Raw genomic sequence first — 15,916 nt, forward strand, 5'->3', positions numbered from 1 at the left:
GCATGAAGGCCCTTGCCGTCGCTGCGGCGAGCATGTCGCTGAGCACTCAGGCGGCAAAGCCTGATGCGGGATTCGAAGCCCGTTTTGCGCCCCTCTATGCCACTGTCTTCAGCGAAGGCGGCAGCTTCAGCGGGCGAGCCATGAGTGCCGATCTGCAGGCGCTGGAGCCGCTGTTGAAAAAGCCGGGGTTCGCTGCACGCGATATCTTCCGGCTCTACTACACACAGGCCAGCGTCTACGCTCGCCGCGGCATGCCCAAAGAGGCAGCCGAAGCAGCTCAGACGGCACTGACGGCTTTGTCCGGAACTCAGGATCCTGAGCTGTCATACGCTCATTTTTTCCTGCGCTACTCAAGCATCCGCTGGCTGGCAGATGACGGGCAGCATGAAGCGGCGCTCAAGTGGGTCAAAGCCTTTCAGGCTCAATACCCGCTGCAGCAGATTGCCGTGCTACCCGCCGAAATGCGCTGGGACGAGAGCGTGAGGCCTGCACGGGCTCTGGATTTTCCGAGCCAGATGCAGATTCTCGGCGTCTATGAGGACGAAGGATATCTGCTGCATGAACTGGAGCGGTTTCGCGCGGCCAGGCAAGCCAACGAGCGACTGCTTCCTGTCGCGCGTGAACGCCTCAAAGCCATGGGCAAGCTGCAGCAAATACGCGGTGTACTCACCAATGTTGCGCAAAATTGCTATGAGCTGGGCGATCTGAAGCAAGCTGCCATCTATCTTCAGGAGCGTCTGCAGATTGCGCAGGCGGCGCAAGACCATGCCACCGTCTACGACAGCTATTTCCAGCTCATGGTCCTTGCCCATGAGCAAAAGCAAGAACCGCAGGCCCGCCAATGGCTGGCCCGCTATGAACAATACGCGCTGAACCAGAAAGACAGCAAGCAGCAAACCCGCGTCAAGGAGCTGCTGGCAGAACTTGAGCAGCGCAATGCAGGGCGTCCAGGCAAGTGATCGGGCCCCCTGCCCTCAGTCCATTTCAGATTTGCATCGAATATCAAGGAGTTGAAGCATGAAGAAAAACATCAGCCTGACCCGCTATCTGGTCGAGCAACAACGTGTTGACGGGCTCATCCCCGGCCAGTTGCGCCTGCTGCTGGAAGTGGTGGCCCGCGCCTGCAAGCGCATCAGCTTTGCCGTGAACAAAGGTGAGCTCGGCGACGTCATGGGTACGGCCGGCAGCGAAAACGTGCAGGGCGAAGTGCAGAAAAAGCTGGACATCATCGCCAACGAGACCCTGATTGAAGCCAATGAATGGGGCGGCCACCTGGCCGCGATGGCGTCGGAGGAAATGGAAGGCATCTATGTGGTGCCCAACCGCTACCCTCAGGGCGAATACCTGCTGATGTTCGACCCCCTGGACGGTTCGTCCAATATCGACATCAACATGTCCATCGGCACCATCTTCAGCGTGCTCAAGAAGCCTGAAGGCCACCCTGGCGTGCACGACAGCGACTTCATGCAGCCCGGCACCCAGCAGGTGGCTGCCGGCTACTGCATCTACGGTCCCCAGACCACACTGGTGCTGACCGTGGGCGACGGTGTCTCCATGTTCACGCTGGACCGCGAGCAAGGTTCGTTCGTGCTCATCGAGGAAAACGTCAAGATCCCCGAAGACACCAAGGAATTTGCCATCAACATGTCCAATATGCGCCACTGGGACGCCCCGGTGAAGCGCTACGTGGACGAATGCCTGGCAGGTGCAGACGGCCCGCGCGGCAAGAACTTCAACATGCGCTGGGTTGCTGCCATGGTGGCCGACGTCCACCGCATTCTCTGCCGCGGCGGCATCTTCATGTACCCCTGGGACAAGCGCGAGCCGCAAAAGGCCGGCAAGCTGCGCCTGATGTACGAAGCCAATCCCATGAGCTGGCTTGTCGAGCAGGCCGGCGGCATGGCCACCAACGGCCGCCAGCGCATCCTGGACATCCAGCCAACGCAGTTGCACGAGCGCGTGAGCGTCGTCCTCGGCTCCAAGAACGAAGTGGAACGCGTGACCAGCTACCACCTCGAAGCCGATGAAAAAGCGCTATAATTTATAGCTTATCGCCGGTGTAGCTCAGTCGGTAGAGCAGCTCATTCGTAATGAGAAGGTCGCGTGTTCGATTCATGTCTCCGGCACCAGAATAAAAGCCCCAGGTTCGCAAGAGCCTGGGGCTTTTTCTTTTGCAGCTACTCGGTTTCATCACGATTTGCGCATAAAAGAACAATGCTTTATAATCTGCCGATTGCTGCATGGCACTTGCCCCGCGCAGTATCTCTCAGGCAGTTCTCACGTTGCCCACGCTTGACTCCATACAGTCATAGCACTCCATGGCAAGAAGCTTAAGCCACCCGCAAGCGGCTGGCTTATTTGATCCCGGCTCATCAGAGCTGGATTCCTTCATTTTTCATTGGTCGGCATGCCCTGCCCTGGGTTTGTGCCGCCCGTTGACTCGATATGCACACAGAACAAATCACAGAGCGTGTCGGCAACTACATTGTGACTGCCCTCACCCAAATGACTCACTCCGGCAAGGTTGCTGCAGCGGTTTCCATCCGACGCGGAACCTATGACCGGATTTTCAGGTTTATCCGCCAGTTCGACACCCCGGATATGGCCAGCAAATATGCCCTCGCCGAGGGGCGCAGCATGGTGCTGGACAACCAGTTGAACTGACCTCTTTGTAGAAAGGAAATATTTTGGCCAAAGAAGAATTGATTGAAATGCAAGGCAGAGTGGACGAGGTTTTGCCGGACGCCCGCTTTCGTGTGACGCTGGACAACGGCCACCAGCTGATTGCCTATTCCGGCGGCAAGATGCGCAAGCACCGTATTCGCGTGCTGGCAGGCGACAAGGTAACGCTGGAGATGTCTCCCTATGATCTGAACAAGGGTCGCCTGACCTTCCGTCATATCGAGCGTTCCAACAACAGCAACCCTGCGCCGCAGCAGCGCCGCCACTAAGCCTCGGCGGTTGATCTGGTGCGCTACGGCGACCAGTTCGACATGCTTGTGTCAGCTGCAGGATCACGGGGCCGCGCAAGCACCCGGCCTGCAGCTCAATTGCAAGCTCAGCCTGCTCCAGATGCAGATCGCAGAGGTCAGCTCTGGCTCTTCGATGCTCGCACTGCCTTCAGCGCGTGTCGATATGGATCGCTGAGGCACTCTCACGCCATTTGTTTGAGATTCCCACCGCCTGCACATCCAGCCTGACCAGCCGGGAATCAGGCATGCACAAAGTCCGCCACCAGTCATCGGTGGCGTTGCTATCGCCGGCCTCATCCCAGCTCCTGCCCCTCGCTGCAAGTGTTGAATTTCCTTGTAGATCTGCGACCTTCCTGCACGTAGCGCTGGCCTCGATGCAGGTCATAACTATCAGAGCCAGCATCAACATGATGCCCTGTCGTAAATCATGCGATAGGCCAACCTCCCTGCGTTCGCGGGCACCAGTGTTCAGGCCAGATATTCGCAGGAATACGCCAACCGGCTTCGGTGCTTTTGCTGCGTCCTGCGCCGACCTCCTGGCCATGGATCGACAAATACCTCCAGGCAGCGTTCCCCTTTGGCAAGACTACGGATTTGAAATGATGGCTCGCGCCCTCAGATTGCTTGAATGTCGTCCAAGGATCCGAGAGATCAGCTCCGATAGTTCAGCACTCGGCACGATTGCGCCCAGCCGCCTTGGCCCGATACAGGGCTTGATCGGCCGCTTCAACCAGATCCAGCGGACTCGCCAGTCCATGCCTGCCCTGCATGCTTGCCGCTCCTATGCTCACAGTGACATGGCCGAATTGGCTGGACTCATGGGCAATGTCGAGTCCTCGTATGCACTTCAGCAACTCCTCGGCAACGCGCATGGCCCCCTCCAGCGCGGTATTGGGAAGAATGATGGCAAGTTCCTCTCCGCCGTAACGTGCTGCCAGATCCCCTGAGCGCTTGGCCGACAGCTCCAGCTGCCGCGACACCGCTTTCAGGCATTCGTCGCCGGCGACATGACCATAGCGGTCATTGAAGCCCTTGAAATGGTCAAGATCGATGAGCAAAAGCGAGAGCACCGTCCCGTCACGCGCGGCACGCCGGACCTCCAGTTGCAGTACCTCGTCGAAGCGTCGCCGGTTCGCCAGCCCTGTCAACGAATCCTGGGTAGCCAACCGCTCCAGTTTGAGGTTGGCATCCAGCAACTTCTCACGCACTGCCATCAAGGATGTCTCTGCCTGCGCACGCTGTCGGATGAGCAGGATCAGACGCCAGCCTATCAGTGTGACAACTGCCAGCAGGCCTAGCACCACACCAGCCGTCAGCAGCGCCTGGCTTCGCCAGGCTTGCAGTGCCTCATACCGCCCCCGGGCCACCACCGTGAAAACGGGATAACGATCATTGCTCCTGAAGGCATATAGCCTTTCCGTTCCATCTATGCCGGACTCAAAGGACGCCGTGCCGGATTTCAGGTTTGAGTAATAGCGCAGAAAGTTAGGGGAGCGAGAGAAGTCACGCCCCAGATCCTGTTCACGAAATGGATAACGCACCAACAACTGTCCGCTGGTCGTTGCGAATCCGATAGACCCTTGCTCGCCGACATCGATCTTGCCGAACAAGTGCAGAAAGTTCTCTATCCCCAGCACGACAACGATGACCCCGGCAAAGTCCCCCTCTTGGTTCTCAAATCGCCGGCTGATGGTAAGCACCCATTCCCCTGTAGAGCGGCTACGTATGGGCGCACCGATGAAGATTTCGTGCGACGGGTTATCGCGGTGGTATGAAAAAAAGCGACGGTCAGCACTGTTGCTTCCCTCGAGAAATCCCCCTCTCGATGACATGAGCCATTTACCGCTCGCATCGATGACAAGCAATTCATTGAGCTGGGAAAGCAGATGTTCCTGGCGACCGACCAGTTGCTGCATGCGCGCAAGATGCTCAGGCGTGGTGCCCTCCACCTCGAGACGCTCAAGCATGCCGAGCAGCAGCATGGAGCTCTGGGTGAAGACCCCCTCGGCATAGGTGTTCAGCGTCTGTGCAAGATTGCGATTGTTGGTATCAATCTCGCTCAGAGTGCGTTGATGCGCCGACCAGATTTGCCAGCTGGTGGCTACCAGTACAGAGACCCAGATTACCAACAGCAGACTGGTCGCCAGCTGTGCATCGCGCTTGGCAGCCAGAACTTTGCACCCGCCACCACGACTGGTGACGCTGGCCTCCCTCTTCTTTTTTCGACACCACACCTCGACACTCCTCTCATCGTCAACCTGGCAAGAGCGGCACTTTTGCATTGCCTGTAGTTTCCCTGCTTAGATTGGACAGGGTCGGACGGATTTTCCACCATCTCGTGAAACGACACGGGGCAGAGCAGCAGACGAGGCCGGACCTGAAGCTACGGTTCAATCACTGCCAACGGGGCCGCAGCGATCATTCCTGCTCAAGGAAACTGCGGCACAGCTCCCAGGGCGGCCAGGGCTGCGGCAGCATCTGGCAGACTGTGCCTGGTGCCCATCGACATAGGACATTCTGGTTCGCCTGCCCGGCTTGCCGATGAGAACGGCTGGCAGACGGGTGATCCATCCAGTGAGCAGGACATGGGATCACCCCTCTGTGGCGCCATCGATCCGGCGATGGACAGCGCCAGAGCCGAGCCATCTCTTGACCGCACGCGCCAGCCGAGCGACCAAGGCAACACCATCAGAAAAGGTCTGCCCGGAAAGCAGCGGCCACGGTCCAGACATGCAATCCAGCAATCGAAGCCTCTTCGGGCGCAGACATGCCTCGATAGGAAACCAGCGAGCCGGCCCAGCAGCCCAAAGCGGTCTTACGAGGCTCAGCCCATCCCGGCTCCGGTTTGCGAAATCAATGTCCGTCTCCTGAAGCCATGGCATTCGAGTAGCTGTGTCTACTACCACGGTCCAGATCAAAGCAGTTATCCATTGAAAAGCTATCTTTTGAATAGCTTGTTCCGCTTCAATTTACTTGATTTCAGATAGAAATCATGTCAAAGCTAATGTATTTCAAGCACAAGCCGCTCTCTTTTGCATAAGTACCAGCACCTCATGCACGTCCAGCGCACAGCCACAGCACAAATCTCGCTCATGAATTGATACAGTCTCTTCGGTGCATTGCGCTTATGCTCGCAGCGTTCTAAAACCGATGCGGCCATGGCTTGGGCCATGGACTGCCCCACCCACAATGAAGAAAATCCTTGCTCTTGTTTCCATCTGCCTGCCTGTGGTGCTGATTGCCACGCCACTGAGCAGCCAGGCACACGATCGTCATCACCATCACAAGCGCGAGCACAAGGAAGAGTACTGGGACGGCCACTGCAAAGTGGAGCGCAAGTGGAAGAGCAATGGCGAGTACAAGGAAAAGCGCAAGTGCAGAGATCGTCCAGATGCCTACTATGCGCCACAACCGGTTTATGTAGCCCCGCCCCAGCCGGTATATGTCGCGCCGCAGCCGCAGGGGCTGGTGATTGATTCACGCATCGTGCTCAGGCCCTGAGCCGCTATTCGCCCAGCAGACCGACTGCCTCCGCTGCAATCAGATCCCAGACCAAGTGCGCGACGGGCGATAGCTCACGCTGCTGGCGTTTGACCAGCATGATGCTGCGCTGCACCTTGGGCACCAGGGGACGGCTGACCAAAACGGCACTGCCAGCTGCCGCAGTCGTAGCAGCCTGAGCTGCCCAGGCCGAGGGAATGGCGAGACGCGGCACCACGCTCAAACCCAGGCCTTGCTGCACCATGCTGTAGATGGTGGCCGTATGCCCCACCTCCTGCACCACCGATGCAGCCGCGCCATGCGCCTGCAGTGCGGCATCGATCAGGCGTCGGCTGCCCGACGCATGATCGAGCAGCACCAACGATTCACCAGCCAGCTGTTCCCAGTGCACCTCTTTCTTGCGCGCCAGGCTATGCGAGGAAAGGCAGACCAGACAAAAAGGCTCGGTCAGGATGGTCTGTGCATGCAGGTCCTGTTTCTCGGATGGGTCGATCACCACCCCAAAATCCACCTCCCCGCTGCGCACGCTGAGCAGCACATCGCTTTGAATACGATCGAGCAACTGGATATTGACGCCCGGTGACTGTTGTCTGCCACGCGCAATGCATTGCGGCAGCAGGTTGGCGGAAAGCGTGGGACTGCTGGCCACCTTCACGCGGCCCTTGCGCTGAGTCGCCAGGCCTTGCACTTCGAGCAGGCAGGCATCGAGATCCTCAAGCACGCGCGAGAGATTGCCCAGCAGCAGACGGCCTGCCTCGGTCAGCTCCACCTCACGCGTGGTGCGATGCAGCAGCAGCAAGCCCAAGGCCTGCTCCAGATCCGTCACATTGCGGCTGACAGCAGGCTGGGTCAATGCCAGGGCATCGGCAGCACGACTGAAACTGCTGCTTTGGGCCACTGCAACAAAGGCACGCAGTTGACGCAGACTGATATTCATATCAAAAAATTATAGGTCTATCGAATAAATCCATTTCTCTTTTAAATGGATTGCGTGTCCAATACGCAGCCATCGCGCACCGGTCCGGTGCTTTGCATGGATGGCTTCAGTTCAAGAATATGTCTCGCCCCCGCTTTGTCCCCGATAACTTCACACTGGCACTGATTGCCACCGTCATCTTCGCCAGCTTTCTGCCCGCCTCGGGCCAGGTCGCCAAATATGTGGAACTGACCACCACCGGCATCGTCAGCCTGCTGTTCTTTCTGCACGGCGCCAAGCTCTCGCGCCAGGCCATCCTGGCGGGCATAGGTCACTGGCGCCTGCATATCTGGATCTTCATCGCCACCTTTGTGCTGTTCCCCGTGCTGGGGCTGGCACTGCGCCCGGTGCTTTCGCCCCTGGTCACCACCGAGATGTATATCGGCGTGCTGTTTCTCTGCACCCTGCCCGCCACGGTGCAATCGGCGATTGCCTTCACCTCCATGGCGCGCGGCAATGTACCGGCCGCCGTGTGCAGCGCATCTGCCTCTACCCTGCTGGGCATTCTGGTCACGCCGATTCTGGTGAGCCTGATACTGCACAAAAATGCAGAGGGTGGCGATGCACTGCATGCCATTGGCAAGATTGCCATGACGCTGCTGCTGCCCTTTGTCATCGGTCATCTGATGCGTCCTGTGATCGGCGGCTTTTTGCAGCGTCGTGCCTCCATCATCAAGCTGGTGGACCAGGGCTCCATCCTGTTTGTGGTCTATGCCGCCTTCAGCGCTGCCGTCATCAGCGGCCTGTGGAAGCAGACACCCCTTCCCTCGCTGCTGGGCTTGATCGTGTTGTGCTGCATTTTGCTGGCCGTCGTGCTCCTCATCACCACCTGGGGTGCACGCCGCCTGGGCTTCAGCAAGGAGGACGAGATCACTCTCGTGTTCTGCGGCTCCAAGAAAAGCATGGTCAGTGGTATTCCCATGGCCAATGTGCTCTTTCCCGCCGCCTCCGTGGGTGCAATCGTGCTGCCGCTGATGCTGTTCCATCAGATCCAGCTCATGGTCTGCGCCGTACTGGCGCAGCGCTATGCCAAGCGTGTGCAGATCGCCGATCAGAGCGAAGCTCATTAAGAGCACAAGACCCATAAAAAGGGGCGCTTCATGCGCCCCTTGTTCTTTTCACGGAAGATCCATCATTTCAAGTAAGCAGCGTCAGCGCGTTTTGCTGACGCAGCAGCTTCGCAGCCTCCGTATTGACGACATCGGTCACAACCACTTGAATTCCAAGCCCGGTCGCAGTCTCGACGATGGCCTGCAGCAGATGCAAGGCACCAGGGCTTTGCGCAGCCTGCTCCGAGAATTCACCACCCAGTTTCACATAGCGCAGCGGCAAGGTGTGGAGCTTGGTCAGGCCCATGGGCTGCTGATCCAGACGGCGCAGTCCCACGCCGACACCGGCCAATGCCATGACCCGACAGAACTCGGCCACTTCCTCGGGATAAGCCGTCAGTCCATGCGCATCCAGCTCCAGACAGAGCAGGGACAGGCGATGCTCCCACTTCTGTGCACTCAGCTCTTCACGCAGCCGGCCCAAGAAGTCGGGCTGGGCCAGCGAGGGCAAGGAGATTCGAATGACCAGCTCGCAATCGTTCTGCTCAAGCCATGCAGCCCCGAGGGCCACCGCTCGCAAATCGAATTCTGCCGACAAGCCCAGGCGCACGGCGACCGGCAGGAACAGCGACCCCATCAAGGTCTCGCCGGAAGCAGTGCGCAGCGAGAGCGACGCTTCGCCGCGCTCCTGCATCCCGTTTCGGCCCTTGAATTGCAGTAGTTGAACGGACAGGGAAAGCGCATCCTGTGCCTCCAGGGCGGCAATCAGCATCTGACGCCACAAGGTTTCTCCGGCCAGATCGGAAACCACCTCATCATCGCCGTAGGCTACATATTCCACCTCGGCCTGGCCCGAACTCTCGGCTCGCATCAGACCGTAGTCCAGCCGCGCAAGCACACCTGTTACCGAACTCGATGCCGAGTAATCGGTCAGGGCAAAGCTCCAGCGGCACCATTGGCCGCTGCTCAAGGTCACACGCATGGACAGCAGCACCTGTCGGATCTGCTGCACCAACGACATGGCCTGGGGCCCGGCCAGGGCCGGCATGAGAACCACAAAGTCCGAGCCATTGAGGCGCGCCAGTTGGGCCTTGCACTCGGCATGACTCTTCAACACCTGATTGACCTGTTCACCCATCGCAGCCAACCATGCATCGGCACTGGCCCGGGACATCTGCGCATTCAGAGCCAGCAGATCACGCTGCCTGAACAGCATCACATGGCCATGTGCCGCAACGCCATCAGTTTCACTGAGCGCGCGACGCAACTCATTGACAAAGTACTTGCGATTCGGCAGCTGAGTAACTGGATCAAGATTGACCTCCAGCTCCAGTGATTCGATACGCTCCATTTGCTCCTGCGCCGTAGCCTGCACCCGCTCTCGGGTGTCTGCAATGGCGCTGAGTACGGGCACCAGCTCGGCAACCGCGGCCTTGACGGGCTTCGCCGGTGCCTCACTTCCTGCCTGACGTCCAATCGCCTGAACCTGCGCCGAGATTTCCTGCTGCAAGACCTTGCGAAACCATCTGAACAACAAGACTACAAAGAAAGCCCAGGCCAGCCCGGCCAGCACCACCACACCCGTCAAGCGCACGCTGCTGCCCCACAGTGCCTGGCTCGCATAGCTGTCGTCCACAACCAGCGTCAATTGCCCAACCTGCTTCCAGCCGTCGCTGATCACACGCTCTGCCTTTGGCGAACGCAGCGGCAGCACCTCCACAAACCACGGCGGAGCAGCACCGTCCTTGAGCTTGGCAGAACTATCGGTAATGCCGTTGTCGCGTCTGCGCTCGAACAAGGTCTCGCCCTGCGGGGACGCCAGGCGGATCAGCTTGAACTGCCCGCCATCGAACAAGGCCATCATCAGCAGCTCCTGCGTGACCGGATCCTGGTTGGCCGGCTGCGACAGCGACAAGGCCAGCGAAGATGCGGCGTTCTCACTCTCGGACTGCAACTGCCCATCCAGATACTGGCGCGCAGCACCGATGCTGAAAGCCAGGGTGCCGATCAAGATTGCCACAATGGCCACCGTCACGCTGATCAAAAGTTGCTTTAACAACGACATCTTGCTGCCTTATCTGTGTCGACCATTCAATAGGGCTCCGCTGCCCGCACCGCCAAACCTGACATTCATGGCAAAAAACCTTCCTGCTTCATGCGCGCCAGCAGATCGCGCCAGCGCGTGATCCTGTCCACCGAAGCAGGCTGTGCGCCCGCGACATATACACCCTGTGCATTGAAGCTGAATACAGGAGTCAAGTCCTTGCGCTGGCTTGCCGGCATGATGTTGTCCAGCAGACTGTCCAGCACCAGCGGTTCGGCTGCAGGTGTCTCGTAATAGCCCAGCACCATATGCGCAATGCTCTGCGTACTACCCACGCCCCCCAGGCGGGCACGCACATAGATAAGGCGCAGTTTCTCTACTGCCACGCCCAGGCGCAGCAGCGAGAAATACTTGCCAATCACATAATCCTCGCAGTCTCCAGCACCCCTGCCCAGGGTTTCAAGAGGCGTTGCCCAATAGTCGGACTGGGACCAGAGGACGCTGTCCTCCGACTGCAGCACTGCGCGATTCCAGAACGTGTTGACGGCCGGCAACTGCTGCTGCAGCGACCTGTCTTTCTGGGCTTGCAGCATCGTCAGCCACTGACCCAGCCTCTGGACACCTGCGGCGCCATAACGAGACTGCATGCTGCTCTGCAGCCGCTCGCCGTCGAAATCCAGCGCGACGGCTTCAAACCCGTTCTGCAGCGCCCAGGTTCCGAGAATCGCCGAGCCATACAAAAGCATGCCTCTGCGCGACAGACGCTGCATTTTTTCCACGGGCTGTGGAAACAAGAGGCTAGGCGAAGTACTCAATCGAGCTGTAAAAAGAGCAGGCGCGCAAGACATAAATTGCTTGAGACGCCTGTAAATATTGTGATGACCGCTATGAATCTTGAAAGGTCGACGAGAACACAGTCAAGATTCAATGCTCACAAATGTAACCAATCAAGCAAGCTCTTGGAACAACCTGCCGATCACAGCTGAGCGAAGAGGCAGAAGACTTGATATTTCAAGACTTCTGCCTGACCTCGCCGGGGGCGGCTTATCAGCTGTGGTCGATCTTGAGCTTGCCTTGATCGATCAGCTCCTTGATCAAGGCGTTCTGATCCGCCGTGGTGGTCAACGAGTGCCCAGCGGTGAGATCCACTCCCTTGAACGTGATCAGTTGATCGTAGTTGGAGCCTGAAGCACCCAGATTCCCCTCAGTGGAGACCTTGAGTACGGTATCTGCACCACTCTTGGAGAAGTTCAGGAACTGGGACAGATCTGAACTCTTCTCCTCTCCTTGCAGCAGATCATGCAGGTCCAGCACATCATTGCCGTTGACGTCGGAGCCGCCCTTGCCAAAGTCGTTGATCACATCCTTGGCAGGAGCATCAGGGGCTCCCTGATCGCCCTTGAGCCAGACAAAGATATCGTCGCCCGCTCCGCCGATCAGAATATCGTCGCCCTTGCCACCAATCAACGTGTCGTTGCCGGTTCCGCCATACAGCTTGTCGTTGCCGTCATCGCCCCACAAGACATCGTTGCCGCCCTGACCATAGATGATGTCGTCGCCCTTGCCGCCGTGCAGTTCGTCATTGCCGCCACGCGTGTCGCCCGCGACGTCGAACTGTCCCGGATTCTGCTTGATGAAGTCGTAGATCCGATCATTCGTCGGCACGATGCCATCCAGTGCCGTGAGGTACTCCTTCAAGGAGTCGAGGCCGCCACCATTGTGGGATCCCGCGGGATGGCCTGCCCACGCCAGGTGGTCGGTATTGATCGCGTCACCGAAGATGATGTCGTTGCCGTCGCCACCGTAGACGGTGTCGTGGCCGACTTCAGCCGGATTGCTTGTGCTGCTGCCTCCTTTAAGCGCTGCGGCCAAATCGTTAGCTGTATTGACGATGTCAATGGAACCAACCTTGCCGGTGACGGTGTCCGAGCCCCAGGGCCAGGATGGGAACGAGATCTGACCATTGCCGGTGCTGTCCGTATTGTCGAAGAAGCGCAGGATGTTCGAGTCGATACCAGTTCCGATGCCGATACCATGCACCTTGCTTGCGTTGCTAAGCGATTTGAAGGCATCGACGGATTCCTTCATGGTGTTGTAGTCGGTATCGTTACCCGGTCCGTCCACCCCCTTCTTGTCGTTGTAGTAGTACTGTGTCGGGTTGCCGTCGGTCAGGAAGAACGTCAGATTCTCGAACTTCGTACCGCTGGGATTCGCTTTGCCTTGGTCAGCAAACCATTTAACGGTAGCGTTGAACGCCGCCTCGTAGTTTGTGCCCGCAGTATCGCCGCTCGCAATCGTGAGTTTGTTGATCGCCTCGAGCAACTTGTTCAGGTTGGCCTGCGTGAGGTTGTTGAACGTGATCGCGTCTTGGGCATGGGTCGCGAAGCCGATCAACGTTACGTTGACAACGCCGTCATGGTGCGCCAGATCGCCAGCAAGCTTGACCAGCGCATCCTTCACCAGCTGCATGCGGTTGACACCGGAACCCGATGGCTGAGACATGCTGCCCGAGCGGTCCACCACCAGCGCGATGTTGTAGTTCGTGCCGGGGGTGACATTCGTAACGTAACCGCCATTGTCCCCCAGGATGATGTCGTCGCCCGAGCCACCGTTCAGCGGCGGCTTGCCGCCGCTGCCGCTGTTCTCATTGCCATTGGTCACCAGATGATCGGCGGAGATGACGAACTTGTGCTCGGTCGAGGTGTCCTTGCCGCCATTCGCCGTGCCCCCATTGTCCTTCACCTGGAAATTGAAGGAGCTGTCTTGCTTGTCGGCGCCCGGAGTGAACTTCAGCAGGCCTTGTTCGATGGCCGACTTCGGAATCTCCTGGCCGGCCGTCACCGGCTTGCCGTTATAGGTCATCGTGCCGCTGGTGGGCGGTTGGGTGATGATGACGCTTTGCAGGCTGTTGCCTTCGGCGCCATCGTCGAAGCGGAAATCGTTCAGCGAGAAGACGTACTGGTTATCGCCAGCTTCCAGGTTCGCGGAACCGTCCACGGTCGTGGGCGCGTCGTTGACACCATTGATGGTAATGGTGATGGTGCTGGTGGCCGAGCCGTCAGCGGAGGCGACCGTATAGGTCTCGACAATGCTCTCGCCCGCCTTCAGGAACTGGACGGCGGCGTTGTCGACATTGTAGGTATAGGTGCCATCGGGCTTCATTACGATGGCGCCCAGCGCTCCGCCCGCATGCGTGCTGCTGGTGAACTTGAGGGTGGCTGTGTCGAAGGTCGACTGGCCCGCATCGGGGTCCGTGATCGTGACCGCACCCTTGACGGTGAGATTTCCGCCCGTGACGTTCACATCTTCAGTGACCGACTTCGCATCATTGGTCACGGTCGGCACGTCGTTGGTGCCATTGATCGTGATGGTGATGGTCGTGGTGCTGAAGTCACCATCTGAATCACGGATGGTGTAGGAGAACACGTCCGAGAGCTTGTCACCTTGCCCCAGTTCATTGACGCGCGGATCGCTGTTGTTCAGGGTGTAGGTATAGGTGCCATCGGCGTGGATGGTGATCTTTCCGTACACGCCGTTAACCTCGGTGTCGACGTTGCCTTCGATTGCCTTGTTCGGGTTGGCCGAACCCTTGGCCACGCCAACCACGGTGGTTACGTCTGCGCCCACGGCGTCTGCACCGGTACCGGTGATGACGTTACCCGTGGCTTTCAAGGTCTTGTCTTCCGTCACGCTGGCCGTGTCCGGCTTTGCTTCGGGCGCGGTGTCGGTGATCTGAATGGTCAGGCTACCGCTGCTGCCGTGGCCGCTAGCATTCTTGGCGGTCACAGTGAAGTCGTCACGCACACTATCCTTGCCGTGAGAATGATCCTGGGATTTTCCCTTCTCGGTATAGGTGTAGGTAAGCTTACCGGTAGCTTGATCGTAGCCTGTTATCTTCAGCGTGCCCTTGCCTGTGGTCAGGCTGATAGGGTTGGCGTTCGTCGCCTTCGTGACGTCCACGCCATTTACGTCAACGCTCATGATGCCCAACGCTGCGGAGATCTGCATCGATCCCGAAACGGTGTCCCCAGTGGCTTCCGCCACCTTATTCGTCGCGCTCGTAACGGCGGACTCCGCGGCAGAGGTCACCTTGAAATTCGTGTTCACCTTGTCGCCGTCACCATCAGTTCCGGTCACACCAACCGTGAAGTCCATCGGGCCGGCGGGAACGCTTTCCGTATAGGAGCCGGTCGTGAGGAAGGACATCTTGACGCCGCTGCCCGCGGTGATATCGATGCTATCAAATTGAGAGAACGAGGGACTACCCTGGCTCAACATCTCCTTCGTGATGTGGATGGAGCCAGTCGTATTGTTCACGGGTATGGCGATGACCTTGGAAACGCCATCGCTCCATATCGTGACATTGAGCGTGCCGCTTCCCTTGACTTCTGCGACATTCAGCGTGAAATCCGAGAGGGCTTTCTTGAAGTCCATGCGGAAGCTTTCGCCCGAATCGAAAGAGGTGTTGCCGATCCCGAATGAATTTCCGCTGCCGAACTTGTTGGCGTTGAACGTCTTCCCGCCGCCCGCGCTCAGCGTGGCATAACCGAGGTCATAGGTGGATTGAGGGTTGTTGCTGATCGAGGAAGCCAAGTCGATCGACGCGGTCGTCCCGGGCCGAGCCTCGTGCTGGGTGACGGTATAGCCCCCCTCCGGATTCAGGGTCACCGTGAAGATCTTGGTTCCGTTGGGCGAGAAAATGTCGACCGAAGACTTGTTGAGCGCGCTGGTCGTCCAGTTCTGCGGCAGCTGACCGACAGACGACACGACCAGCGTGGCGCCCACGGCGTCGGCGCCCGTATGGAATTCCAGGGTGCCGGTGGTAGTGCCGGCGGCGTTGCCCATCGTCGTGTCGGTAACGGTACCGAATTCCGGACTGTCATCCTCGATATTGATCGTGATGGTGCCGTTGCTGGTGGCGTGGCCATCGTTGACCTGTACGCCGATGCCCAGCTGAAGCACGTCCTCAACCGAGTTCGTCGGGTGATCCACTTGGCCCGACAGGGTTACGGTGTAGCCGCCGGCGTCGGTCATCGTGACGGTGATGACAGAGTTTCCGTGGAAGTCCTTGCCGACCAGGGTGTGGCCATCGTCCGACAAGGTCCAGACGACCGGTTTTCCTTGCGAGCTCAGGGCGTTGGCCGCCGGCTGCACCAGCTTGACGGTGTGGCTGTCGTTCACGTCCACATCGGCAATGGTCAGCTTGCCGGAGTAGGTAACGGCATCGGTCGTGTCCGTGTCGCCCTGGTCGTCCTTCAGACCATGCGGCAACCCTTCTTCGGAAAGGTTGAGCGTGACGCTCGTGATCGTCGGCGCATCATTGGTGCCGGTGATCGTGATGACGATGTCCTGGGTGACGGTGCCGCCCTTGCCG

At 58.7% G+C, this 15,916-nt stretch carries 11 protein-coding genes and 1 tRNA gene; 7 read left to right on the plus strand and 5 right to left on the minus strand.

Features of this window, described 5'->3' with window-relative positions; all coding sequences use genetic code 11:
* Positions 1-2 precede the first annotated feature (2 nt).
* From ACWGXF_RS15945 to infA, 5 genes are all read left to right on the plus strand, one after another.
* On the plus strand, positions 3-959 hold the full coding sequence (locus ACWGXF_RS15945) for a hypothetical protein (RefSeq protein ID WP_452102100.1): 957 nt from the start codon (positions 3-5) through the stop codon (positions 957-959).
* Positions 960-1,017: 58 nt separating this feature from the next.
* Positions 1,018-2,040: a class 1 fructose-bisphosphatase gene (locus ACWGXF_RS15950; protein ID WP_003061245.1), complete on the plus strand. Its 1,023-nt coding sequence runs from the start codon at positions 1,018-1,020 to the stop codon at positions 2,038-2,040.
* A 13-nt stretch (positions 2,041-2,053) separates the two neighbouring features.
* Positions 2,054-2,129: transfer RNA gene (locus tag ACWGXF_RS15955), tRNA-Thr, on the plus strand.
* Positions 2,130-2,445: 316 nt separating this feature from the next.
* Positions 2,446-2,664, plus strand: a complete 219-nt coding sequence (locus tag ACWGXF_RS15960; protein WP_003053604.1) for a hypothetical protein — start codon at positions 2,446-2,448, stop codon at positions 2,662-2,664.
* 23 nt (positions 2,665-2,687) lie between these two features.
* Positions 2,688-2,951: a translation initiation factor IF-1 gene (infA, locus tag ACWGXF_RS15965; RefSeq protein WP_003061434.1), complete on the plus strand. Its 264-nt coding sequence runs from the start codon at positions 2,688-2,690 to the stop codon at positions 2,949-2,951.
* A 686-nt stretch (positions 2,952-3,637) separates the two neighbouring features.
* On the opposite strand, the gene ACWGXF_RS15970 is transcribed toward infA, so the two are convergent.
* Positions 3,638-5,206, minus strand: coding sequence for a sensor domain-containing diguanylate cyclase (locus ACWGXF_RS15970; RefSeq protein ID WP_256630870.1), 1,569 nt, complete (start codon positions 5,204-5,206; stop codon positions 3,638-3,640).
* Positions 5,207-6,161: 955 nt separating this feature from the next.
* On the opposite strand from ACWGXF_RS15970, the gene ACWGXF_RS15975 reads away from it, so the two are divergent.
* On the plus strand, positions 6,162-6,473 hold the full coding sequence (locus ACWGXF_RS15975; RefSeq protein WP_039050546.1) for a hypothetical protein: 312 nt from the start codon (positions 6,162-6,164) through the stop codon (positions 6,471-6,473).
* 4 nt (positions 6,474-6,477) lie between these two features.
* On the opposite strand, the gene ACWGXF_RS15980 is transcribed toward ACWGXF_RS15975, so the two are convergent.
* Positions 6,478-7,410 carry a LysR substrate-binding domain-containing protein gene (locus ACWGXF_RS15980; protein WP_452102101.1) on the minus strand — a complete coding sequence of 311 codons (933 nt, stop codon included), beginning with the start codon at positions 7,408-7,410 and terminating at the stop codon, positions 6,478-6,480.
* Between the two features lie 119 nt (positions 7,411-7,529).
* Between ACWGXF_RS15980 and ACWGXF_RS15985 the strand changes: the two genes are divergently transcribed.
* Positions 7,530-8,519, plus strand: coding sequence for a bile acid:sodium symporter family protein (locus ACWGXF_RS15985; RefSeq protein ID WP_012838965.1), 990 nt, complete (start codon positions 7,530-7,532; stop codon positions 8,517-8,519).
* A 67-nt stretch (positions 8,520-8,586) separates the two neighbouring features.
* Here the strand turns inward: ACWGXF_RS15985 and ACWGXF_RS15990 are convergent, their stop codons facing one another.
* The 3 genes from ACWGXF_RS15990 to ACWGXF_RS16000 all read right to left on the minus strand — a co-directional run.
* Complete coding sequence (locus tag ACWGXF_RS15990) at positions 8,587-10,563, minus strand: bifunctional diguanylate cyclase/phosphodiesterase (RefSeq protein ID WP_256630873.1); 1,977 nt, start codon at positions 10,561-10,563, stop codon at positions 8,587-8,589.
* Positions 10,564-10,628: 65 nt separating this feature from the next.
* A complete protein-coding gene (locus ACWGXF_RS15995) occupies positions 10,629-11,312 on the minus strand; it encodes a transglutaminase-like cysteine peptidase (protein WP_052088508.1) in 684 nt (227 codons plus the stop codon).
* Between the two features lie 277 nt (positions 11,313-11,589).
* Positions 11,590-15,916 (minus strand): VCBS domain-containing protein (locus ACWGXF_RS16000; protein ID WP_452102102.1); only part of this gene is annotated, 4,327 nt, incomplete at its 5' end.

This window comes from Comamonas sp. HJ-2 (assembly GCF_053615495.1).